This window comes from Shewanella sp. W3-18-1 (genome assembly GCF_000015185.1).
GTDB lineage: Bacteria > Pseudomonadota > Gammaproteobacteria > Enterobacterales > Shewanellaceae > Shewanella > Shewanella putrefaciens.
Window position 1 is genome coordinate 3,744,854 of record NC_008750.1, and the last position, 23,243, is coordinate 3,768,096.

General features: G+C 44.4%; 18 protein-coding genes. 8 read left to right on the forward strand and 10 right to left on the reverse strand.

The window, feature by feature from the left end:
* Window positions 1-14: 14 nt before the first annotated feature.
* The 5 genes from SPUTW3181_RS17035 to brnQ all read right to left on the reverse strand — a co-directional run bounded on the left by SPUTW3181_RS17035 (window position 15) and on the right by brnQ (window position 5,452).
* Window positions 15-344 carry a hypothetical protein gene (locus SPUTW3181_RS17035; RefSeq protein ID WP_011790542.1) on the reverse strand — a complete coding sequence of 110 codons (330 nt, stop codon included), beginning with the start codon at window positions 342-344 and terminating at the stop codon, window positions 15-17.
* Between the two features lie 23 nt (window positions 345-367).
* The gene (recJ, locus tag SPUTW3181_RS17040; protein WP_041408456.1) at window positions 368-2,092 is read right to left on the reverse strand and encodes a single-stranded-DNA-specific exonuclease RecJ; all 1,725 of its coding nucleotides are present in this window, start codon (window positions 2,090-2,092) and stop codon (window positions 368-370) included.
* A 93-nt stretch (window positions 2,093-2,185) separates the two neighbouring features.
* The gene (gene dsbC / locus SPUTW3181_RS17045; RefSeq protein WP_011790544.1) at window positions 2,186-2,911 is read right to left on the reverse strand and encodes a bifunctional protein-disulfide isomerase/oxidoreductase DsbC; all 726 of its coding nucleotides are present in this window, start codon (window positions 2,909-2,911) and stop codon (window positions 2,186-2,188) included.
* A 133-nt stretch (window positions 2,912-3,044) separates the two neighbouring features.
* A complete protein-coding gene (gene xerD / locus SPUTW3181_RS17050; RefSeq protein WP_011790545.1) occupies window positions 3,045-3,947 on the reverse strand; it encodes a site-specific tyrosine recombinase XerD in 903 nt (300 codons plus the stop codon).
* 89 nt (window positions 3,948-4,036) lie between these two features.
* The gene (gene brnQ / locus SPUTW3181_RS17055; RefSeq protein ID WP_041408245.1) at window positions 4,037-5,452 is read right to left on the reverse strand and encodes a branched-chain amino acid transport system II carrier protein; all 1,416 of its coding nucleotides are present in this window, start codon (window positions 5,450-5,452) and stop codon (window positions 4,037-4,039) included.
* Window positions 5,453-5,971: 519 nt separating this feature from the next.
* Between brnQ and SPUTW3181_RS17060 the strand changes: the two genes are divergently transcribed.
* The 6 genes from SPUTW3181_RS17060 (at window position 5,972) to SPUTW3181_RS17085 (ending at window position 16,118) form a co-directional block, all read left to right on the forward strand.
* Window positions 5,972-6,688: a tRNA1(Val) (adenine(37)-N6)-methyltransferase gene (locus SPUTW3181_RS17060; RefSeq protein ID WP_011790547.1), complete on the forward strand. Its 717-nt coding sequence runs from the start codon at window positions 5,972-5,974 to the stop codon at window positions 6,686-6,688.
* Between the two features lie 113 nt (window positions 6,689-6,801).
* The gene (gene srmB, locus SPUTW3181_RS17065; protein ID WP_011790548.1) at window positions 6,802-8,061 is read left to right on the forward strand and encodes an ATP-dependent RNA helicase SrmB; all 1,260 of its coding nucleotides are present in this window, start codon (window positions 6,802-6,804) and stop codon (window positions 8,059-8,061) included.
* Window positions 8,062-8,426: 365 nt separating this feature from the next.
* Window positions 8,427-9,638 carry an efflux RND transporter periplasmic adaptor subunit gene (locus tag SPUTW3181_RS17070; RefSeq protein ID WP_011790549.1) on the forward strand — a complete coding sequence of 404 codons (1,212 nt, stop codon included), beginning with the start codon at window positions 8,427-8,429 and terminating at the stop codon, window positions 9,636-9,638.
* Window positions 9,638-12,829, forward strand: coding sequence for an efflux RND transporter permease subunit (locus SPUTW3181_RS17075; RefSeq protein ID WP_011790550.1), 3,192 nt, complete (start codon window positions 9,638-9,640; stop codon window positions 12,827-12,829). Before SPUTW3181_RS17070 ends, SPUTW3181_RS17075 begins: the two co-directional genes overlap by 1 nt.
* 175 nt (window positions 12,830-13,004) lie before the next feature.
* A complete protein-coding gene (locus tag SPUTW3181_RS17080; protein ID WP_011790551.1) occupies window positions 13,005-13,712 on the forward strand; it encodes a TatD family nuclease-associated radical SAM protein in 708 nt (235 codons plus the stop codon).
* 168 nt (window positions 13,713-13,880) lie between these two features.
* A complete protein-coding gene (locus tag SPUTW3181_RS17085; protein ID WP_011790552.1) occupies window positions 13,881-16,118 on the forward strand; it encodes a PAS domain-containing protein in 2,238 nt (745 codons plus the stop codon).
* Here the strand turns inward: SPUTW3181_RS17085 and SPUTW3181_RS17090 are convergent.
* From SPUTW3181_RS17090 to SPUTW3181_RS17100, 3 genes are all read right to left on the reverse strand, one after another.
* A complete protein-coding gene (locus tag SPUTW3181_RS17090) occupies window positions 16,099-17,502 on the reverse strand; it encodes a hypothetical protein (protein WP_011790553.1) in 1,404 nt (467 codons plus the stop codon). The two genes, SPUTW3181_RS17085 and SPUTW3181_RS17090, sit on opposite strands and share 20 nt — an antisense overlap.
* Before the next feature lie 95 nt (window positions 17,503-17,597).
* Window positions 17,598-18,128 carry a hypothetical protein gene (locus SPUTW3181_RS17095; RefSeq protein WP_011790554.1) on the reverse strand — a complete coding sequence of 177 codons (531 nt, stop codon included), beginning with the start codon at window positions 18,126-18,128 and terminating at the stop codon, window positions 17,598-17,600.
* Entirely contained in the window at window positions 18,121-18,864 is a 744-nt protein-coding gene (locus tag SPUTW3181_RS17100) for a winged helix-turn-helix domain-containing protein (RefSeq protein WP_011790555.1), read from the reverse strand. The genes SPUTW3181_RS17095 and SPUTW3181_RS17100 overlap by 8 nt, the downstream gene beginning before the upstream one ends.
* Window positions 18,865-19,310: 446 nt before the next feature.
* On the opposite strand from SPUTW3181_RS17100, the gene SPUTW3181_RS17105 reads away from it, so the two are divergent.
* Together SPUTW3181_RS17105 and SPUTW3181_RS17110 are read left to right on the forward strand one after the other, a co-directional pair.
* Window positions 19,311-20,132: a hypothetical protein gene (locus SPUTW3181_RS17105; RefSeq protein ID WP_011790556.1), complete on the forward strand. Its 822-nt coding sequence runs from the start codon at window positions 19,311-19,313 to the stop codon at window positions 20,130-20,132.
* 10 nt (window positions 20,133-20,142) lie between these two features.
* Window positions 20,143-20,673 carry a hypothetical protein gene (locus SPUTW3181_RS17110; RefSeq protein ID WP_011790557.1) on the forward strand — a complete coding sequence of 177 codons (531 nt, stop codon included), beginning with the start codon at window positions 20,143-20,145 and terminating at the stop codon, window positions 20,671-20,673.
* Window positions 20,674-20,760: 87 nt separating this feature from the next.
* On the opposite strand, the gene nhaD is transcribed toward SPUTW3181_RS17110, so the two are convergent.
* Both nhaD and SPUTW3181_RS17120 read right to left on the reverse strand, forming a co-directional pair.
* Window positions 20,761-22,230, reverse strand: coding sequence for a sodium:proton antiporter NhaD (nhaD, locus tag SPUTW3181_RS17115; protein ID WP_041408246.1), 1,470 nt, complete (start codon window positions 22,228-22,230; stop codon window positions 20,761-20,763).
* 180 nt (window positions 22,231-22,410) lie between these two features.
* The gene (locus SPUTW3181_RS17120) at window positions 22,411-23,148 is read right to left on the reverse strand and encodes a YdiY family protein (RefSeq protein WP_011790559.1); all 738 of its coding nucleotides are present in this window, start codon (window positions 23,146-23,148) and stop codon (window positions 22,411-22,413) included.
* Window positions 23,149-23,243: the final 95 nt, after the last annotated feature.

Sequence of the window (23,243 nt, forward strand, 5' to 3'; positions counted from 1 at the left end):
AAATGCCGCTTAACCTAGGTCTGTTTTGCACTGATAAATAGCATAAAAGCCATCGCAAATAACACCAATTTAGCTAGCGAATACAAAGCCCCCGCTAACGTACCACCACCATGATAACTAAAGGCTAAGTGACGATTGATTTCAAAATGAAAGGATTTAGCTAAATGACGGTAAGCGAGAAAATAAAATAAGGAGGCAACAGGCCAAATCCCGATAAGCAGCACTTGCCCCTGTGCCTTAGAGGTGAGTAAGGTTGATATAAGAGGAATGCTTAGACAAGCTGCATATATCCAAGCAAAACGCTTAAGTAGCTGGCGGATTTTTTTATCAGATAATGATTTCAACTGAACTCCTTGTCATCTGAGGCTTACATAGCTTCGATTTGTTCAACCATCAGTTGCAGCGAAAAATTGCCGCGATACTCATTCACATCGAGTTTATAGACAATTCGAGCATGATTAATTGTCGCATCGGGCCAAGTGTGCAAATCCACATTAAAGGCAATGGCATCGAGCATCACAGTGCCGCATTGGGTTTCGAGCACAAGCTTAAGGTGGCGCTCACCAACAAGGCGCTGCTGCACTATTTTAAAATAACCATCAAAGAGCGGCTCTTCGAAAGCTTGTCCCCAAGGCCCCGCATTGCGCAATAGCTGAGCAATTTCAAGATTCAACTCTGTAGGAGTGAGTTCCCCATCGGACCAAAGCTCGCCCGTTAATAACTCAGGTTTAAGCTGTTCACGCACCGCATCATCATAGGCTTTAGCAAATGTCGCAAAACTGCCCGCTTTGAGCGATAAACCCGCCGCCATAGCATGACCGCCAAATTTGATAATCAATCCTGGATGGCGAGTGTTCACTAACTCGAGCAAGTCGCGCATATGCAAGCCTTTTATCGAACGCGCCGAACCTTTAATTTCACCATTGCCCGCATCGGCAAAGGCAATCACGGGTCTATGATATTTGTCTTTAATGCGCGAGGCCAAAATCCCGATAACGCCTTGATGCCAATCTTCTTGAAATAAGGCGATACCCCAAGGTAATTCAGCTTCGTTGAGCTTTAAATGCTCTAGGCTTTTTAAGGCTTCCTGCTGCATACCAACTTCCAGCTCGCGGCGCTCTTGGTTTAACCCATCAAGCTCTGCGGCCATACGCCGAGCGTACATTATATCTTCACAAAGTAGCGTTTCGACCCCAAGCGCCATTTCATCGAGACGACCCGCAGCATTAAGCCTTGGCCCCACGGCAAAACCAAAGTCAGATGCGAGAATGCGCGCCGGATTTCGCTTAGCCACCTCAAGCAGCGCGGTAATCCCTACACGGCAACGTCCGGCTCGCACGCGCTGCAGTCCCGCCTCGACCAAAATTCGATTATTGGCATCGAGTGATACCACATCGGCAACAGTGCCTAGGGCGACAATATCGAGCAGTGTGCCTAAATTGGGCTCAGCGATGCCGCGGGATTGATACCAGTTTCGCGTCCGAAGTTCTGCCCTTAGCGCCGTCATCAAATAAAAGGCAACGCCAACACCGGCAATCGATTTACTGGCAAATGGACAGCCCGGTTGGTTAGGGTTCACTATCGCATCGGCAGCCGGTAATTCATGGCCAGGCAAATGATGGTCGGTAATAATCACTTGCATACCAAAGGCTTTAGCCGCTGCAACACCTTCTATTGAGGAAATACCATTATCAACTGTAATTAATAGTTCAGCCTGTTTCGAGGCGGCAACCGCGACAATTTCAGGGCTGAGTCCATAACCATAATCAAAGCGATTGGGGATCAAATAATCCACTTTCAGAGCGCCCATCATCCGTAGCGCTAACATACACACACTCGTTGATGTTGCACCGTCGGCATCAAAGTCACCCACGATTAAAATCGACTTATTCGCCTGCATCGCATCAGCAATAATGGCTGCAGCTTCAACCAAGCCTTTCATCGTTTCTGGGCGTAAAAGCCCTTGAAGCGCAAGCTCGCATTCATGGGGCATGACACCTCGGCGAGCATAAAGCTGTTTTAACAGAGGTGGAAGATGGACGGGTAAATGACTGTCATCAACGGTTGGGCGACGGACTATCTTATGGATCAAGGGACTCAAACTCTCATTAAATCGTGGCAATAAGATAACAAAAAGGTGAGTTTTAAGCTCACCTTTCGTGGGATAAATTTACCCTGATTCGAATTATTGGCGCATATCTAAGGTGCGTAATAAATCTTCAGGTGGTTGATAACCTGGGATCATACTGCCATCGGCTAGGATCATCGCTGGTGTACCATTAACACCAAAACTTGTGCCTAATGCATATTGCTCAGCAATTTTAGCATCACAGGTGGCAGCTGGCACTGTTTGACCCGCTTTGGCATTCGTCATGGCTTTTAATGGATCTTTAGCACACCAGATAGCCTGCATCTCATCGGCATTAGCCGAAGGCACACCCGCGCGCGGAAAAGCTAAATAACGTACTGTAATACCTAGCTTATTATATTCATCCATTTGGCTATGTAACTTACGGCAATAACCACAACTGACATCGGTAAATACGGTAATGACATGTTTTTCATTTTTGGCTTTGTAGACCAACATATGATCTTCAAGCGGTTTCATCATCGCGATACGTGGGCCCGCTAATGCGGCTTCTGTCAGGTTTTTCATGCCTTTATCGATATCATATACATTACCGTGGAATAGCTTTGAGCCATCACGACTAATATAAAGTACGCCACGGTTCGTCATGGCTTGATACAAACCTTCCACCGGAGCATCCTGCATCGAAATCACTTCGACATCTAACATCTCACTGAGTTTTTGCTTAATCGCAGCAGTATCAGGAGAAGTGGTGGTTGCTGCGCTGGCGAGTGGTGCAACAAGGAGTGTAAAAACCAATGATAATGCTGGGGTCAACTTCATGGGACATCCTATAAATTGTGTCACGATAACGAGATATTGGGTCGTTCTAGCTCGAGATACTCAATAGACCCTGTATGGTGGCAAAAAGTTACAGACAAGCCATACAGAATGCAAATTTATACTGTAACTAAATTCAACCTCTTGGATGATGCTGTTGGTGCAACTCCTGCAATCTTGCCCGTGCAACATGGGTATAAATCTGGGTTGTTGATAAATCACTGTGACCCAAAAGCAATTGCACGACTCGCAGATCGGCACCATGGTTGAGTAAATGTGTCGCAAAGGCATGGCGTAATGTGTGGGGTGAAAGCGCAGTTTCAATCCCCGCCCGCAGCGCATAAAGTTTAATGCGGTGCCAAAAGGTTTGCCGCGTCATCATCTGCCCACGGTTAGACGGGAACACCACATCGGATTGTTTATGACCAAGTAATTCCTGCCGCGCAAATTTTAAATAGGCTTCCACCTCTGTAACTGCCAATTCACCCAGTGGCACTAAACGCTCTTTGCCACCTTTGCCCACAATCCTCACTAAACCTTGGCGTAGGCTCATCTGCTCCATCGTCAAACCAACAAGCTCGCTCACCCTCAAGCCCGTTGCATATAACAGTTCGAGCATGGCTTTATCGCGGCATTCAACAGGATCATCGACATTGGGCTCAGACAGCAATCTATCGACCTGAGATTCGCTTAACGAATGGGGTAAATGACGCGTTAATTTAGGGGACTCAATTAATGCCATAGGATCAACAGCAATCTGTTTAGTCAGCAGTAAATAGGTATAAAAACGTCGTAAACTGCTGAGCAATCTTGCACTACTGGTGCGCGCAAAATGTTGTTCTAATCTCAATGCTAAATAGGATCGAACATCTGCCGCGGTAGCCTCAAGCAATGTGGTGCCATGACGCTGTTGATGGCGATCAAAATGGCGTAAATCCGTACGATAGGCAGACAACGTATTGTCACTCAATCCCTTGCTCGACCATAGGTCATCAAGAAAAGCATCAATAAGTGGATCGCTCTGATATGTCTTAGGCACACATACTCCATAAAAAAACGGCGTATTCTTATATTAAGGATACGCCGTTGATATTAACTTAATTCACCCGCTACTGGCAGCGTCTTTGTTTATGCCGCAGTGACCGTTTTTGCACCGCCACCACGAATAATTAAACACAACACAATCACCACTAAGGTTGGCAATAACCAAGCCATCCCCTCTTCATACAGAGGTAAAATCGACAATGTGGGTGACATACCACTGACCACATCGATAAAGCTCTGCGCCGCTTCCGTCACGCCTTTACCATCTTCACCCTTTAGACTTTTAGCTGCGATTTTCATCCCATCGAAGATACCAAATAGCAGCGCGACAGAGAGAGTCATACGGTGAGCAAACTGTGGCCGTGGAAAATATTCGGTTAAGAACGTCACCGCAACCAGTGCAATCGCCACAGGATAAACGGCCATCAACACCGGAATACTGATATTAATCAGTTGTGAAAGCCCGACGTTAGCAATCAAGGCACAAATAGCACTTAACACAACCACTAAGAAACGATAAGAAAGTTTTGGCATTAACTCATTAAAAAACTCAGAGCATGCACTCACAAGTCCCACCGCCGTAGTTAAGCAGGCCAGAGACACCACAGCCGACAGCAACAAAGTACCTAGGCTGCCAAACTCGTGGGTAACATAGTTTGTTAATATTTCACCACCGTTTTTAGCGCCTACGGAAATATCACCCGCCGTCGCACCTAAAAAGAACAATGACACATAAACAAAGGCAAGACCGGCGGCAGCGATAAAGGCGGCGCGAATGAGGTACTTTGTCTGCGCACTCGGCTGTTCAATGCCCTTTTTACGCAAAATATCAATAATCAACATACCAAACATGAGTGAGGCCAAAGTATCCATGGTGTTGTAGCCTTCCAGAATACCTTTCGTCAGAGGATGTTTCTGGTAATCCCCCACGGCCAGCCCTACATCTGATGCAGGTAAAAATAGTACAGACGCAGCAAGGCTAACGAGTAACAACAGTAGAATAGGGGTCAGAACTTTACCAACACTATCAAGCAACTTGCCAGGAAACAACGCGAGTAACATAGTGACTGTAAAGAAGCACAACGTGTAGATAAGTTGCGACAGGTTAAGCTCAACATTACCGACTAACATTGTTGTGGTCGTGTTATCGATAAAAGGTTTAGCGCCAATCTCATAAGCCACTAAACCTGTTCGTGGCGCCGCAAATGCAGGACCAATAATAATATAAATCGCAATCGCCAATGCCGTTGCTGCAAATACTGGCAACATTGTCATAACCTTACCTTGAGCCTTAGCGACTGCGATGAGTCCCACTAAAGGTAAACCTACGGCGGTAATCAAAAAGCCTAGCATAGCAAGAGGCATATTCTCACCAGCTAACATGCCAGCAAACGGTGGGAATATTAAATTTCCCGCCCCTAAAAAAAACGCGAAGGTCATGAAACCTAAACCTAATGTATCCCCGATACTCATCTGATTGTCTTGCACTGGAAGCCCCATCTTGTCTTATTGTTTTTTTACAAACTTAAGTGATTATGTGTCGATTAGCTATAGCTAAAACAAAGCCCATCCGGAGTGCAAATCTATGTTTACACAATTCCGTGGTAAATATGACTGATATCAGCCGAGTTTATAAACAAAGATGGAATAAAAAATAGCAGCAATAGCCTATTTTTACCTCAAGAAACCCGTTTACCTATCCGTTAACCATAAAAGTGATTAAAAATGGGGGCAGAACTAATACCAGACTTGAAAAACCAATGCAAGTTTACAAGAGGAATTTGCTCAAAAAAGTAAAGTAATGCTAACTAACTGCTAATTTGAGGTTACAAAGCTAATAAATTTAACAGTCAATTAAGTGAAATCGGTAAAAGCTGTCCGAGAAGCATCGCGAATATTCATACAAAATACACAATAACCGCTGTTTAAAAGCGTTAGCCAAAAACGCGAAGTCGGATTTAGAATATACGCCACTCAATCGCACTTTATATCCGAAATCCAACCTAAAACTGATCACCCATGGCATTTACTTTCAAACAGTTTCATATCGATGACCTTAACTGCGGCATGGCAGTCAGTACCGATGCAGTAGTCTTGGGTGCTTGGGCGCCGCTGACCAACGCGAAACAGATCTTAGACATAGGTGCAGGTAGTGGCATATTGGGTTTAATGGCGGCTCAACGCAGCCAAGCCAACATTACTTGTATCGAATTAGACGATACGGCTGCCATCGCTTGCCAACACAATATTGCTCAAAGTCCTTGGGCATCGCGGATACGCTTAGTGCAAGGGAGTATTCAGCAGCTTAGTCAAGCTGAGGAATATCAAGGCTATTTTGATCATATTATCTGTAATCCCCCCTATTTTGAGCATGGCCCTCAGGCACAATTATCCCAAAGAGCGATGGCTCGCCACACCGATCAATTAAGCTTTAACGAATTACTCGCAGCAATTGAGCAATGCCTCTCACCCAATGGGCTCGCTAGCTTGATCCTGCCAATACAAAGCCTACATAATTTTAATCATTTACTAAGCCAATCTAGGCTCGAGTGGGTAGAAAGAGTCGATATCAAAAGTGTTGAAGGCAAAAGGGCCAATCGGGTGTTATGCCTACTGACAGCACAAACTCACCGTACTGTTGAGCCTAAAGTGAGCGAACTCACCCTGCGCGATACCTCTGGGCAATATAGCCAAGCTATGGTGCACTTAACCCAAGATTTTTACCTTAAGCTCTGATCTCGCGATTCACCACTAAGCGCGAAGATAAACACAGGAGAGATAGATAAGTTATTTAAGTTAACCAACATAACCTTTATAATGCTCGGCTATTATCCGTCGAGACGCCGTGCATGCAATTTGAAGATTTCCACCTTGACCCAAGTTTACTCGAGTCATTAAAAGCCATGGGGCATCATTCGCCCACCACAATTCAGCAAGAAACTATCCCCTATGCGCTAGAACAGAGGGATATTCTGGCACGCGCCCCGACTGGCACAGGCAAAACCGCAAGCTTTTTACTGCCTGCACTACAACATTTAATCGATTTCCCCCGTCGATTTTCGGGCCAAGCACGCATATTAATTCTCACCCCCACCCGTGAGTTAGCGAGCCAAATTCATCGCTATGCTTGCCACTTAGCCACGGACCAAGGGCTAGATATCGCCATCATTACTGGTGGTGTTCCCTACGCACCGCAGGAAGAAGCGCTGGCAGGGAACGTAGATATTCTGGTTGCGACGCCTGGCCGCTTGATGGAATACCTAGATAAAGGCAAATTCAGCGCTGAAGAAGTTGACATACTGATCATCGATGAAGCCGATCGTATGCTCGATATGGGATTTTCATCCGTCGTCCAAGCCATCGCACTCGAAGCCCAAGGTCGTAAACAAAATATGCTGTTCTCGGCGACCTTAGAAGGCGGCGGTGTGCAGCGTTTTGCCCGCGAAGTGTTAAAAGATCCAATAGAAATCGATGTTGATGCGCCCCGTAGCGAAAAGGCAAAAATCCACCAATGGATCCATTTAGCCGACGATAAAGAGCATAAGTTTGCCCTACTCTGCCATTTGCTGCGCCAAGAAGATGTCAAACGCACTATTGTGTTTGTAAAAACCCGTGACATAGTCACTAGCTTAGAAGGCCAGTTACTCAAAGCCGGCATTCCCTGCGCCTTCATGCGTGGCGATATGGAACAAAAGAAACGTTTCCAAGCATTGAGTCGCTTTACTAAAGGTGAAGTCAACGTATTGCTCGCAACCGATGTTGCCGCCCGCGGTATCGATATCGACGACATTACTCATGTGATCAACTTTGATATGCCTCGCTCTGCCGATACCTATATTCACCGAATTGGTCGAACTGGCCGCGCTGGCGCCAAAGGTACTGCAATTTCGCTTGCCGAAGCCCACGATATGCGTATCGTCGGTAAAATCGAGCGTTATATTGAGCAACCATTAAAACGCCGAGTGATTGAAGAGTTACGTCCAAAGAATAAAGAAGCGCGCACACCGGGCAAGAAAAAAGCCAAAGTGAAAGCGAAAGAAGCTGCAAAGAAAACAAGCAAAAAAGAAGCGGCCAAGAAAGCGAGTAAAATCGCCCGCAAAAAGAAGTAATACATGACTTAAAATAGTTAAACTAAAGCCGCTGAAATGCGGCTTTTTTATTACTTACATTTAACTCTACTCATTAATTGGGTTGGCTACGCCCTTTAATATCAGAATATAGAGAATGAAATACGGCTGATTTAGCGCTATTGCCCTCAGTAGGTATTATTTATTATTTCAATAGTTTCCAATTATCTAACTGAACCTTCCGACACTTTATCGCTCTAATTTTCGCTCAAATGCTAATACATAATCAGTATATGTGTCCCCACATCAGTTTTAGACACATTTAGTTTACAAAAATAAATTTATTGGTAGGTCAGACTCTGATACTTTAAGCCCATTACGCTATTTAGCATGGATATTGCCATAACATGATGAAAACTCTACTACGGAGACTGTCTCCTTTTTTTATTCTGCTGCTATTTGTTGTTGGCGCAGCCTTGTTGATGAAAACAAAGGAGGCGCCTGAACAAAAGCCTGAAGAAATCCCCATCCCTATCGTTGATGTGATCAAAGTTGAACAGCAAACGGTATCGTTAAACCTGCCTTCCTATGGCGTTGTAACACCTAAGTATAAAACCCAGTTAGTCACTGAGGTTCAAGGCAGAATGCTCACCATTTCGCCTCACTTTGTTGCAGGTGGCATTGTCAAGAAAGGCGATCAATTGGCTCAAATCGAACCCTCTGATTATGAAGCCGATTTAATGCAAGCAGAAGCGACACTGGCACAAGCCACTGCTGCATTGAATGAAGAAATTGCCCGTGGTGAAGTCGCTAAAATTGAGTTCAAGGGCTATGACAAAGGGTTACCGCCCGAGTTAGGTTTACGTATTCCGCAACTCAAAAAAGAACAAGCTAATGTGAAATACGCCCAAGCGGCATTGGCACGTGCACAACGTAATCTTGAACGCACCGTTATCCGAGCTCCCTTTGATGGCATAATCAAAGCCAGAAACGTCGATTTAGGTCAATACGTTAGTCTAGGGACAAACCTAGGTGAACTGTACGACACACGCATTGCCGAAATCCGCTTACCGATTTCTAATGACGATCTTGCCTATTTAGAGTCCGTCGATAATCCAGATACTGAAGTGACCTTAAGTGCCTCACTCGCAGGTAAAGAAAATACTTGGTCAGGGAATATCATTCGTAGTGAAGGCGTGATCGATGCAGAAAATCGTATGGTTTACTTGGTTGCAGAGATTAAAGATCCTTACTTACGTGAGCAGAAAATCGCCGGCAGTTTACCGTTAAAATACGGCAGTTTTGTCAATGCCGTGATTAAAGGTCGCACTGTCGATGGCATAGTCAAATTGCCAAGGCATGTGGTTCGCAACGACCAAGTGGTCCTGATTGATGATAAAAATATCGTTGAAATGCGCCATGTTAATGTCGTCCGCAGCGATTTAGAAAATGTCTATATCAAAGACAGCTTAAAAACCGGTGAACGGGTTGCCACAAGCCACTCAAACACTATGGCTAATGGCCAATTGGTTAAGGTGCTAGGCGAAGCGGCATTACCCGTTAGCGTGCCTAAAGATGATACGCCAGAGTCCAGCCTTGCCGCTACTGGAGTCAAATAATGGAGACTCCAAAAGGGATTATCGCTTGGTTTGCCCGAAACAGTGTGGCAGCTAACCTTTTGATGTGGGCGCTACTGATTGGCGGCCTTTTTAGTACCGTACTGATCAATAAGGAAGTATTTCCTTCATTCAACCTGAATTTACTGAGTATCTCTGTCGCATACCCAGGCGCTGCCCCTCAGGAAATTGAAGAAGGCATCAATATCAAAATTGAAGAAGCCATCCAAGATATCAATGGCATTAAGAAGGTGACTTCGGTTGCCAGTGAAGGTGTAGGATCAATTACCATCGAAGTTGAAGATGGCTACGATGTACAAAACGTCTTAGACGAGGCCAAACTTAGGCTAGATGCTATCTCCACCTTCCCTGTGAATATCGAAAAACCCAATATTTATCAGATCAAACCCGAAAATAACGTTATTTGGGTATCTGTTTATGGCGATATGACACTGCATGATATGAAGGAATTAGCTAAATCGGTTCGTGACGATTTAACTCAATTGCCTGCCGTGACCCGCGCCAAAGTCACTGGAGTTCGAGATTATGAAATCAGTATCGAAGTCTCTGAGGATAAGTTACGTGAATATGGCCTAACCTTCTCACAGGTAGCACTAGCAGTACAAAATTCATCCATCGATTTGCCCGGCGGTTCGATTCGTGCCGAGGATGGCGATATTCTGCTGCGTACTAAAGGCCAAGCCTACACGGGGGATGACTTTGCCAATATAGTGCTGACCACCCGCGCCGATGGCAGTCGAGTGATGTTGCCCCAAGTGGCAACAATCAAAGACGATTTTGAAGAACGCTTGGAATACACCCGCTTTAATGGCAAACCCGCAGCCATTATCGAAGTCATCAGTATTGATGATCAAAACGCCTTAGATATTGCTGCCCAAGTTAAACAATATGTCGAGAACCGACGCGCTACACTGCCAGCGAATGCACAGCTCGACACTTGGGGGGATATGACCCATTACCTCCAAGGCCGTTTAAATATGATGATGTCAAACATGTTCTACGGCGCTTTGCTGGTTTTTCTTATCTTGGCCTTGTTCCTCGATCTGAAACTGGCATTCTGGGTGATGGTGGGACTACCAGTGTGCTTCCTCGGCACTATGCTCATCATGCCGCTAGAACCTTTCTCTATGACCATCAACATGTTGACCCTATTCGCCTTTATCCTTGTACTCGGGATTGTGGTGGATGATGCCATTGTTATTGGCGAAAGTGCATACAGTGAAGTGGAACGCCACGGCCACTCAATCGATCATGTGATCCGTGGTGCCCAAAAAGTCGCTATGCCAGCGACCTTTGGGGTATTAACTACAATCGCAGCCTTTATTCCTATGTTGCTAGTTTCGGGTCCTATGGGGATCATTTGGAAATCTATCGGCATGGTGGTAATCATGTGCCTTGCATTCTCCTTAGTCGAATCTAAATTTATTCTTCCTGCGCATTTAGCACATATGAAGTTTAAAAAACCGGGTGAGCCTAGGGGAGCATTTGGGCGTTTCAAGGCAAAATTTAACAACGGTGTACAACACTTTATTCACCACCATTATCGTCATTTTCTCGAGTTTTGTATCAAGCACCGCTATAACGTCGTCGCCGCCTTTATTGGAGTATTGATTTTATCCATTGCCCTCGTCGCGAGCGGTAAAGTGCGTTGGGTCTTCTTCCCCGATATTCCATCTGATTTTATTCAAGTTCAGCTTGAAATGGACGAAGGTAGCTCCGAGCAAAACACTCTGAAAGTGGTGCAGAGCATTGAAGAAGCGCTGTATCAAATGAATGCCAAGATGGAGAAAGAAAACGGCTATCAAGTTGTCAAACATAGCTTTATCAATATGAGTTCTCGCACTTCAGCATTTATCTTTGCCGAACTCACCAAGGGTGAAGATAGAGAAGTTGATGGTGTTACCATTGCGGCCGCTTGGCGTGAACAGCTCCCTGAACTGCTATCCGTTAAAAAGCTGAATTTTGATGCCAGTACTAATGCTGGTGGCGGTGGGGATATTTCTTTTAGATTAACCTCAACGGATCTCGAAGAGTTATCCGCAGCATCGCGCGATCTCAAACAAAAGCTGGCAACCTATGAAGGTGTATATGATATTGCAGACAACTTCTCATCGGGTAGCCACGAGATTCGCTTAAAAATACGCCCAGAAGCCGAAGCCCTTGGCTTAACACTTTCCGATTTAGCTCGTCAGGTACGTTATGGGTTTTATGGCTATGAGGCACAACGTATTTTACGTAATAAAGAAGAAATTAAAGTCATGGTGCGCTACCCATTAGAGCAGCGTCGAACCGTCGGCTATTTGGAGAATATGCTGATCCGTACTCCACAAGGCGCATCAGTCCCCTTTTCCACTGTGGCACAAATTGAAAAGGGAGACTCCTATGCCTCTATCACCCGTGTAGATGGTAAAAGAGCCATTACTATCACGGCAAATGCCAATAAAAACAAAGTTGAACCTTCCAAGGTGGTACAGGAAATTCAAAAAGATTACCTGCCACAATTGCAGGCCAAGTATCCCAAAATTCAAACGGCATTAGATGGCGGCAGCTTGGATGAGCAAAATGCCATGGTGGGGTTAATACAGGGCTTTTTCTTTGCCCTGTTCACCATTTATGCTTTGATGGCGGTTCCGCTCAAGTCCTACAGCCAACCACTTATCATCATGTCGGTCATCCCCTTTGGGATTATCGGAGCACTCTTTGGTCATTTAGTCCAAGGGCTCGCAATGAGCGTATTAAGCCTTTGTGGCATAGTGGCACTGGCGGGAGTGGTAGTAAACGACTCATTGATTTTGGTCGACTTTGTTAACAGAGCGCGGGAGCAAGGGCTTTCGGTCAGACAGGCGGCAATCGACTCTGGCTGCTATCGCTTTAGGGCAATTATTCTGACATCACTCACGACCTTCGTTGGACTCGTGCCCATTATTCTCGAACGCAGTTTACAGGCACAAATAGTGATCCCAATGGCAACCTCTCTCGCCTTTGGTATCTTATTTTCGACAGTTGTAACACTGATCTTAGTCCCGCTGCTCTATATCATTCTTGATGATGCTAAACGTACCGGTAGTCGATTTTTCCACTGGTGGTGGCGTCCTAAAAAAGCCGAAGATATGCATATAGACACGGCAGGCACTCACACGGTGGAGTTTAAGTCCCTAAACGAAAAGCTATAGCAGGAATGTCCTAGAAAAAAGAGAGCCTTAGCTCTCTTTTTTTATGCAAATGCTGTTGAACTTATATCTAACAGTGTTTTATGAAAACTAAAGTTGCGATCTACGTGGCAGTTATCCTAAAGGGCTTTCGTTAAACTCTCCATAAGTCATCGCCTCAGCAAATAGAACGTATATTATGCCGAATTCAGTCCCTTCCAAGAGTAAGAACGAGGCTCATATAAAAGCCACCGAGACCCTACCTAATGGTCATGTCACCCAAGAAGTGTGCACAAATGAAACCTGTGCGACTGAAACCTTAGTCTACGATATTCGCAAGAGCCGCTATCTCAATATCACAGGACGCTGCACCCTACGTTGTGTTTTCTGTCCAAAACATAATGGCAGTAAGCAGATCCATGAATATCAACTCGCTTTAACCCACCAGCCAAAGCCAGAAGAAATTATCCCATTGTTAGGCAATGTCCATGATTTTGAGGAATATGTCTTCTGCGGTTACGGGGAACCCACATTAAATCTACCGACCCTTATTGCCGTAGCCAAAGAGATCAAACAAAGGGGTGGCCGAGTACGAGTCAATACTGATGGCCTAGGTAATCTCGTTCACCGCCGTAATATTTTGCCCGAATTAGCCGAATGTGTAGACAGCTTATCGATTTCGCTTAATGCGGATAATGAGGCTGCCTATAACCAACATTGCCGCCCCAAATTGGCTGATTCCTACCATGCTGTAAATGCTTTTATTGCCCTAGCCCCCCATTATATCGAAACAGTACAAGTGTCTGCGATTGAAGGATTAGAGGGGGTAGATATTGATCTCTGCCGTGAACAGGTGCTCGCAAATGGTTGTAATTTCAAACACAGAATCTTAGGCGCACTTGGATAAATGAATAGCATCAATCGCGTATTCAAGTCGACAAATGAATGGTTATAAACATTCTTATGCTTTAGACCTTGCTCTTCTCAGCTATCTGTACTGCGTAACAATTCTTTCGCGTTGACTCTTTCGTGTTAACATAGCCCAATTAATGGCTCATAAACGCATAATCGGCCCATGCTGAAGACAACCTCAAGCATACACACCTTAGCACCACGACTCTCACTAGCCCAAGGGCTGCATTGGTCACATCAACGCTTGCTAGCCATTGCAAGCCAGCTATCTATGCTATTGATTTGCATGCTAATAATAACTAATTTAATCATTACATTAGGGGAGCGCCGTCTCCAAGAAGAATGGGCAACGCAGCGATACAGTGAGCTACAAACCATTGGCACCTTAATTACAGACAAAGTCGCCTTTCAACAATTTAGAACCCAATTATTCGCTAAGGATGAGTTACTTAAGCAATACTTAAAAAATCCAACGACTGCACAACAACGAAAGTTACAGGAAAGTTGGCAAGAGCTAGTTCAACATATCCCAGAATTACTCGGGATTGCGCTGTTTGATCCTCAAGGCAATTATACCTTTTCTACTCCCGCTAACTTCAGCACTGAGGCATTACCCCCTTCGCTACTTAATACTAGCCGCAGCATGGGTGGACGAGAGGTTTATACTTCACCGCTTGAGTTCGTTCCCCTCAACGGGATGTTAGAGCCATATATGTACCAAATGGTCTGGCTTGAAAAGCCGGATCAAAGTTCAATGGGCTACCTTGTTACCTACAATTCCACTGTACAAATGCTTGAGGCAATAAAACCTGCATTTTCGAGTGATAAATCCCCAATGTTAGTACTCGATACCCAAGGGTTACTTTATGCGGGGGTGAGCAATCTCGCCCCACTTGCCAATATGCCAGAAACCTTAGGCGCTAGCCTACGCCAAAGTAATCCAGCGCTGTGGCGAGAAATGTCGATGAATAATTTTGGCCAGTTCCATGGTGATGAAGCGACCTTTGTCTATCTTAAAGTGGAACTAACCGCGCAGCATGAAACTCGGCGTCAATACTTCTTACTTTCCTATATTCGTCATGCCGATATCGCAGCACGCTTTGCACAATGGCAAAACATTGTGATAGTTGCAGCCTTAATACTCACCTTATTAGCAGCATGGGTTATATTGCTAAGTCATATGTATCGTCTTCAACAACGGTCACGCCAATATAGTATCGATGTTGCTAATGGACTCTTTAATAGCGATATAGGTTTTATTCTTGCTAACGAACAAGCGCGAATCATTAGCGCAAATTCAAACGCGTCTGAATGGACCTTAGTGCCACTGGATGAAATGACAGACCGTAGCTTACAAAGAACGCTTTGTTTAGACGATGTCACCCAAGCCCAAATCATGGATCAGGTGTACAGACAAGGACAGTGGGCAGGAGAAATCTCACTCGAAAGCATTGGTGGCCCAATGCTACGAGCCCAAATACGCCAAGCACCGCGAGTCGGCAGAGGTTTGCCCCATTTATTGGTGACGCTCACAGATATCAGTGAACTGGTTAGCAGTAAAGAACAAGCCTTCTTGAGTGATTTACTCTGTGATAATACGGTTGCCACTGCGCTGACAGATGCCAATGGCAAACTCATTAAGATCAACCCCGTATTCGATAGCCTTATGCAACTTAATGGTGAACTCAACCATGATCTTGCCACACTACTTGCCAATGATATTGGTAACCAGTGGCAACGGATAACGGCACAAATTAGTATGCAAGGCCAGTGGCAAGGGCAAATTCTTTGCTCACCTAATCTGCGTCACTCAAATTGCTTGCAAGCAACGCTTAAGGGACATGTTGCTGCCGATGGTGAAATTGACTTTATTATCTGCACCTTAGAGCAAGCGGCTGTTCGTATTCACGGTATCGAGCCACGTAACTATGTTCCCCACCGTAGTACTATTTTACTCAGCCTCTCTGATTTAGAACGCTATTTCACCTCGTTATCTCCCCAAAGCCGCAACCACTCAAGTTTGTTGCTGATGGATATCAATCCGGAAGGGATGTTGAGCCATATGAGCGATATCGATCAACTCGAAACTCGCCAACAGGAAGTCGAAGTGCAACTATTGCTTGAAATACCAGCACACTATCAAATTCTACACTGGCAACTCGGCAAACTTATTGTGATTTTACCGGACACAGATGCAACCCAAGCCCATCATTTTGCGCTTAATACAATGGAAAAGTTAAATAGTAACGGATTAGGTGAAGGGATAACCATAGGTATTGCAGGTTATAAAGAGGGCCAAACATTAGAGCAATACCTCAGCAATGCTGAAGTTGCACTCAAACGTGCAAAGCAAAATAATGATCAAAATATTGGCCAAGCCTTTACTCGTCGTCAGCCTTAATGGTTCCTGAATTAATAGCGTCAGGCAGTTGACTCTGTGTAATTTCAATAATGGCAGAGCGATTCATGGTGATCTTATAACGTGTATATTGTGGCTCCTCGCGTCCCTCTCGCAACACTAAAATTAAGTTAACTTGATAGCGGCGTTCAACCGATTCATGGCTAATTTTACCTTCAACTTCCTTGTAAATTTTTGCTTTTCCCCGTTCTAAGTAACGGGCAAAAGGGACGAAACTAAAATTGACCTGTTCCTGAATGGTCGAATAGCCAGCTTGAAACTCACTGTGGTTAACTTTAGTCGCAATCTTATAATGCAAGATTTCGGCATCGACTTTATTTTGGCTATGTCTGTGCTTTAAGATCTCACTCACTTTATCAGGTAAATCCTGCTGACGCATAAACTCTAACCATACTAACTGCTTAGCTATCACAGCCTGACTTGTTGTATCCCGTAAAATACGGCTCCAGCGGGGGCGTCCACGTTGAATAAATCGCCACATGGCATTACGCACATCATCCTTAAAGATTTCCCTAAAGCCATAAATCACCGCCAACGTCAGAACTAACGCGATAGTAAAACCGCTAAAGGCTCCCTGAGCTTTAATGATGAGCGCCGATACCACTAACATCACTAAGGCAGTTGCTAAGCCAGTGGTAAACTTTTTAAGGCCAATACCCAATGGCTTTAACTCTTCTTTAAGCACGACCCCTTGCTGGATTAAACGACGTAATAACAGCATCTTATTTGAAATACGATTAGGATCCTGTTTAGTTTGCGTCGAGTTATAGTTATTCGCATCACGGTAGGCGCATTCATTGCGACAAAGTGTTAAAACACGTTCTTGGATATCAGAAAAATCGCTCGTTCGAGTGGCATGGGCAAGCACTTTTAGCAGTTGCTGCTCGCAGAACCAAGACAGGTAATTATCGGCGTTTTCAAAGTAAGATTTCCACTTAGGATCTCCAGGCTCATTACGGCGAAACTTCTTCAATAACAAACCAATCTGCTCACATAACTCATCGAGGGCAAGGTAAAAATGCGCCACATCAGTAAGCTGATGAAGTTCTTTCACATCATTTTCAACTGCAACAGCAAATTGATAAGCAAACAGATTAAGGTATAACCTGAACTCATCCACTGTCCGTCGATTTAAACTCGCGAAACGACCTTGAACTAAAGGCAAATGTAAGCCTTCAGAATAATATGAGCGACGGCCAACGATTGAACTGTAATAGTATTCTTCTTCATCTAAGGTGCGCGAACCTATGCCCATCTCCTTCGGTAGAAAGAAATAGAGATCAAGCTGACGACTATCCCCTTTTTCCATCTGGTGGCTGAACTTAATGGATAGGGATTCTTCTTGTTTAACGCGAATCTTAGACACAAAGACCTTTAATACCCTCACACTGTGGGGCTAAGCAGTTGTAAACCAATGGGGATAAAACATAATCTAAACTGAAATCCAACCAAATACACTGATTAAATTCGGCTATTAACGATTCGACAGCCACAAACAGTATTGCTAGGTTGAAATAACACCACGGCATAATCTTGGCTAGCATCACTGTCGAGTATCTCAATGCTAAGATTATGCCTTCCAGATTCACTAAAATGTAAGCTGCTGATGTATGAAAGATATTTCATGTGTTCTGGCCAATCTTTTTTTGCCACATCCTCTGACTCTGTTTTGGTTTTAACCGACACATTATAGGTCATACTGTTGGGTTTCATACTCTTTACCTCTCCCTGCATCAACAGCATACCTGCGCTCGTGCCATCAAGATGAAAGTAACGGTAATTAATTTGTGCATTGCCCGCAGAGATAAGCACATCGACTAATAAATAAAACTTTCCATCATCTTCTGCATTATCGTGACGATCATAAAGTTCTGAACTGCAATTAAAAATGATGGCCTTATTCGAGACAGATTGCATATAGATCACGCCACAAGCCACAATCAATGCGGATAGGATCGCCAGATTAATCGTCCACTTTAACCATTTAGCCACAGATCCCAACCTCCTGCAGCCACTGAGCATCAATAAACTCTTTAGGTCTTCTGAGATCCGCGATCTTGATATTACGGATAACAGACTGTCCCAGTTTATGTCCTCGTAGGGTTATATAAAACAATTGCTTATCATGGGACAGCGAGGTATAAACATCGGCCCAATCGCTGCGTTTACAAGCGGTAAGTCCCTGCCCTAAACGCTCGCCTAACTCGAATAATAACGTATTGTTGGTTTTTGAATTGGCATATAAATACAAACGAATATGTTGACCTGATTCAAGGGGAAGTTCAGTTGACATTAAAGGCTCTGTCGGTATGGTCCGATCAATGTGACTGATATAAAAAAGAGAGAGCGCTAACATTAAACCAAAAAGTAATGACACTCCCCACCAAGAAATGGATTGCAATCCTTTCTGATGAAATTGCCTAGGTAATTGGCCATGGGGACTGTGCAGTAAGTAGCCTTGGCCCTTAACGGTTTCAATCAAACTTTCGTACTGAGGCCCCAAAAAGGAACGGAGCATAAACACGGCCCTTGCAACAGACGTGTCAGTTAACGGCGGGTGAGCACCATCACCCGTTTTCAGCATATGCTTAGAGACCAGTTTCCCTTGATGTTCCACAAGTAAACTTAGCACCTGCAGTTCAGCTCGAGGAAGATGCCATGACTCATCTCTGGACTGCTCGATAAGCAAACCCCGCTCACGATCAAACCAGCAGCCCCCCAGTTGCATAATATCCTCCCAAGCTCATAAAAATATGGGGTTAAGTCTATGCAAGATATCTAATTATTACTGTGATCTTGCTAACCCAAAGAGTGCAAATAATATAATTTCGTGAAACCCCCCTCAGGTCAGGCCTAATTAAATGAAAATTTGCTTTAGCTCACAGGGATAAATGTGATTTTAGCGTGTAGAAATAAGCGATAAATGGATTTAAATTCACATAAATACAACAAATACCGTGACACAAACCCTATTTAAATCGATTAAACTCATTATAAAAAATTCATTAGCAGACAAAACAGATTAATATTTCATCCTTCGATTGATATTTTTTTGGTAAATATCCTTCTTTACAAATCACAATATTTATCCCTGCAAGCCCTAAACTCATCCTCACAAATGTTGCTTTACCATTTGATAAATAAAAGTAATTACATAATAAGAGGACATAGAAGATGAGTATGAATCGACGCCAAGCATTAACCCGTATTATCGGTATTAGCACCGCGGCAGCGGGCGCCACGCTGATGGGAACCTCTGTTCTTGCTGCAACCAATGCCGATGGTCAATATCAATTAGCAATAGGTGAAAAACTCAAGTATGTACCACTTGATCCTATGGCAACCGCAAAATTAGCCTACGAAACGGGTGGCGGTTGTATGCACCAAGTGTTTCACGCCGTTGTGACTATGCTAGCCCAATCCAATAGTGCAGATGCCGACAAGTTCAAGACAATACCAACGGCTTTAGCCGCTTATGGTTTTGCGGGTGTTACGGGACAAGGTACGCTCTGCGGCAACCTTAATGCGATAGGTATGCTCGTGAATATTTTAGATGACATAAATGGTCATAATAATGCGGTGATTGCCAACACCTTCCGCTATTACGAAAATACAACATTGCCTTTATCCTCAGCGGAATTTGTTGCAGGTATTGGCTCTACCGCAGAAAAAACAGCCCTTGTCGGCAGTTCATCAAAAGCAAAAAGCGTTTTATGCCACTCATCAATCAGTAATTGGTCGAAAGCTTCTGGCTTATCATTCGCGAAGAAAGGTGAACGCTGCTACCGCTTATCCGCCTCGATGGCCTACTACTTAGTCGATGTATTGAACCGCGCCTATCAAGGGGAAAATATCGCCGCCCTCAATGGCAGTAAGCCAACACCCGATGCACAGGAATGCCAACAATGCCATGGTAGTACAACCACTTTTGGCTCAGCAGCCAGTGTGAAAACGGATATGGAATGCACCACTTGCCATACTGGGCACTTTAATTAAGGGGGCTGTGATGAAATACCCATTACTCGCAGTGACCTTAGCGACACTAATGCTCGCAGGATGTGGCAGTGACAGCAATAAAGTGGAGGAAGAAACGCCACCAGCACCACCGCCACCACCTCCGGTTGAAAATGCGGTGAATATTGATGATGCCACCCAAATCAATCTTAAACTCGAGCAATTTAACGTTAGCACTGGAACCATTCAGTTTTCACTAACAGATGCACAGCAAGAAGCCATCACAGCGGCAAAAAACTATGATATTTACTATTTTGGTTTTCCCGACAAAACCAAGGAATCCCCTAATCCTAAAGCATGGAAACGCTGGCATGTGACTCAAAGTTATCGTTGCCAAAGCCTTGGTGAATGCAGTGGTAAATTGACTGAGGTTGCCGGCGGAAAATATCAATTTGAAATCGCAGGCTTAGATTGGAAACAGCAGGATCCAAGTCGTTCAGTGGCACACATTAAACTGGCGATCCAGATCTACGGGGCAAAAGCCAATAACGAGCTGAGTTTAATTCAAGTTCAACCACAATAATCTCTCATCAAATCTCCAAACCAAAAGAGAGGCATCCGATGGATGCCTCTCTTTTCGATTATATTTCAAAAAACTTAAGCGACATGTTTAGAACATCGCGGCATTCATCCACATATGTACCAAGATACTCGCCGCATAACCCAAGGCGATGACTGGCGTCCAACGTAAATGCGCACCAAAAGTATAAATCCCCCTAGCCTGCCCCATAAGGGCCACCCCAGCAGCACTGCCGATGGATAATAAACTGCCCCCAACACCAGCAGTCAAGGTCACTAGCAACCACTGCCCTAAGCTCATATCAGGATTCATCGTCAATACCGCAAACATCACCGGAATATTATCAACAACCGATGATAAAACCCCTATCGCGATATTGGCATAAGTGACATCCCAGTGCTGGTACATGGCTTCAGACACTAAGCTCAAATACCCCATAAAACCTAAGCCGCCCACACATAACACCACACCATAAAAAAACAGCAGCGTATCCCACTCTGCGCGGGCAATACGGTTAAATACATCAAAAGGCACGACACTACCCAGTTGTTGTAAACGCAATTCATCGTGTCTTAATTCTGCTTTAGCACGTTCGCGCGCTACCGAGCGATCGAAGGTCTTACGCAGGTAGAAACCAAAAAACTGCAGAAAACCTAACCCAGTCATCATACCTAACACGGGTGGCATACCAAAGAGCGAATGAGCACACACCGCGGTAGCAATCGTAAATAGAAATAGGGCAACAATGCGTTTGGCACCGGGCTTAGTGTAAACCTTTACCGTTTCAGCCTCAGGCACATAATGCGGGATAAACACACTCATAATGGCCGCAGGTACCGCAAAATTGACTAAAGAAGGAATAAATAAATGGAAGAATTCCCCAAAGTGTACCGTCCCCTTTTGCCATACCATTAATGTAGTAATATCCCCAAATGGACTGAAAGCGCCTCCCGCATTGGCTGCGACCACAATGTTAATACACGCAAGGGTAATAAATTTACGCTGCCCTGCCCCCACCTTCATCACCACGGCGCACATCAGTAATGCAGTCGTCAGGTTATCCGCCACAGGGGAGATGAAAAAAGCCATAAACCCCGTAAGCCAAAATACCGTTCTTAAGCTAAAACCCCGACCAACGAGCCAAGCGCGAATAGCATCAAATAAATTACGTTCCTCCATCGCGTTGATATAGGTCATAGCAACGAGCAAAAACAGTAATAATTCAGAGTATTCCAATAGGTTATGTTTAAATGCTGCCTCAGAAATCTCAGACATCCCATTTTGTGTATACACAAAACCGATCATGCCCCAAATAATACCGGCCGCCACAAGCACTGGTTTTGACTTGCGCAAGTGTAATTTCTCTTCCGCCATCACCAATATATAGCCAACAATAAACACAAAGACGGCAATATAACCTACCGTGGCAGTCGTTAAATTAAGACGCTCGATTCCGTCTGCCATCGCCCAAGCCGCGGGTGAGAAACTGCCCAATACGGCAATACAACATAGGCTGAGAAATGCCATTCCACTGCCCCTAAACAACCGCTGTAATTTCATTAAGTTCATCTCTACGTGGGAATGAGTTTAGAAATTACCATACCGAGTCAGTAAAAAATGTTGATAAGAAGCAAACTTCTGAATGCCCATTACTGGCTAACGGGCTAAAAAGCATTAATTTTTGTCAATCTACCAATAAAAAAGCACCCTGAGGTGCTTCTGAGTTGATGTGACTCACGATTAGAATGCGTATAACAACGTCATATTCGTTTCAGTGTCTGTGCTTTTCTTATTATCAAATGGTTCACTGTTATAGCGCACAATTACCGCAAACTTCATTGCCAACGAGCCGATAATATTAGCCGTTAACGAGGTTTCGGAGCGGGCATCTAACTTATCACCATAGTCTGCAACAAAACGTTGTTGGAACTTAGAAGTATCGGTAATTTCAGTTTCAAAGTTAATCACACCGTGGGCAACGATACTGTCGTTAGAATTCTGCCCCTCTAAAATAGCCTGTTCAGAATCAAGACGTTGATAGATATAACCAGGACCGACTTCAACGTCTAAAAACGTCTTTGTCGCATCATATAATCTATGCCCATAACCCGTTGCACCTGACAGAGTGTATTCGTACCCTGTAAAGGGATCGACTTCGTAGTTGGCATTTGTAAACAAGTAACTACGGTCTGTCATTTTGTAGTTACCTTGTGCAGCGACTAAATACCGTTTCGCAGTGACAGAACCCGTATCTTCTTTGTATAAACCTTCGAGTAGGTACTGATTCTCCCAATCACCAAGCTCATGTTTAAGATTTAAACGTCCCTTGTAGGATGAAGTATCCGTATTACCTGTGGTTAAGGTTGCACCCAGTTCAACTTCACCAGCAAATGTTTTATCGCCTTTGACAAAATCACTCCCAGCATTCGCCATAAAAGGTGCAGCCATTAATATCGCTGCGGTCAGTACTTTCTTCATGTCTACCTCTTCCTATTTCGCTGTACCCACCTTATGGCATATCTGCTCGACCCAATTGGATAAACACATATTGATAGGGTTAGTACGCCTAAAAA

What these genes read in the sequence shown, in the direction of transcription:
- dsbC (WP_011790544.1), bottom strand. Translation starts at nt 2,911, where the DNA reads ATGAAGTTGACCCCAGCATTATCATTGGTTTTTACACTCCTTGTTGCA.
- brnQ (WP_041408245.1), bottom strand. Translation starts at nt 5,452, where the DNA reads ATGGGGCTTCCAGTGCAAGACAATCAGATGAGTATCGGGGATACATTA.
- SPUTW3181_RS17060 (WP_011790547.1), top strand. Translation starts at nt 5,972, where the DNA reads ATGGCATTTACTTTCAAACAGTTTCATATCGATGACCTTAACTGCGGC.
- srmB (WP_011790548.1), top strand. Translation starts at nt 6,802, where the DNA reads ATGCAATTTGAAGATTTCCACCTTGACCCAAGTTTACTCGAGTCATTA.
- SPUTW3181_RS17070 (WP_011790549.1), top strand. Translation starts at nt 8,427, where the DNA reads ATGATGAAAACTCTACTACGGAGACTGTCTCCTTTTTTTATTCTGCTG.
- SPUTW3181_RS17075 (WP_011790550.1), top strand. Translation starts at nt 9,638, where the DNA reads ATGGAGACTCCAAAAGGGATTATCGCTTGGTTTGCCCGAAACAGTGTG.
- SPUTW3181_RS17080 (WP_011790551.1), top strand. Translation starts at nt 13,005, where the DNA reads ATGCCGAATTCAGTCCCTTCCAAGAGTAAGAACGAGGCTCATATAAAA.
- SPUTW3181_RS17085 (WP_011790552.1), top strand. Translation starts at nt 13,881, where the DNA reads ATGCTGAAGACAACCTCAAGCATACACACCTTAGCACCACGACTCTCA.
- SPUTW3181_RS17100 (WP_011790555.1), bottom strand. Translation starts at nt 18,864, where the DNA reads ATGCAACTGGGGGGCTGCTGGTTTGATCGTGAGCGGGGTTTGCTTATC.
- SPUTW3181_RS17105 (WP_011790556.1), top strand. Translation starts at nt 19,311, where the DNA reads ATGAGTATGAATCGACGCCAAGCATTAACCCGTATTATCGGTATTAGC.
- SPUTW3181_RS17110 (WP_011790557.1), top strand. Translation starts at nt 20,143, where the DNA reads ATGAAATACCCATTACTCGCAGTGACCTTAGCGACACTAATGCTCGCA.
- nhaD (WP_041408246.1), bottom strand. Translation starts at nt 22,230, where the DNA reads ATGAAATTACAGCGGTTGTTTAGGGGCAGTGGAATGGCATTTCTCAGC.
- SPUTW3181_RS17120 (WP_011790559.1), bottom strand. Translation starts at nt 23,148, where the DNA reads ATGAAGAAAGTACTGACCGCAGCGATATTAATGGCTGCACCTTTTATG.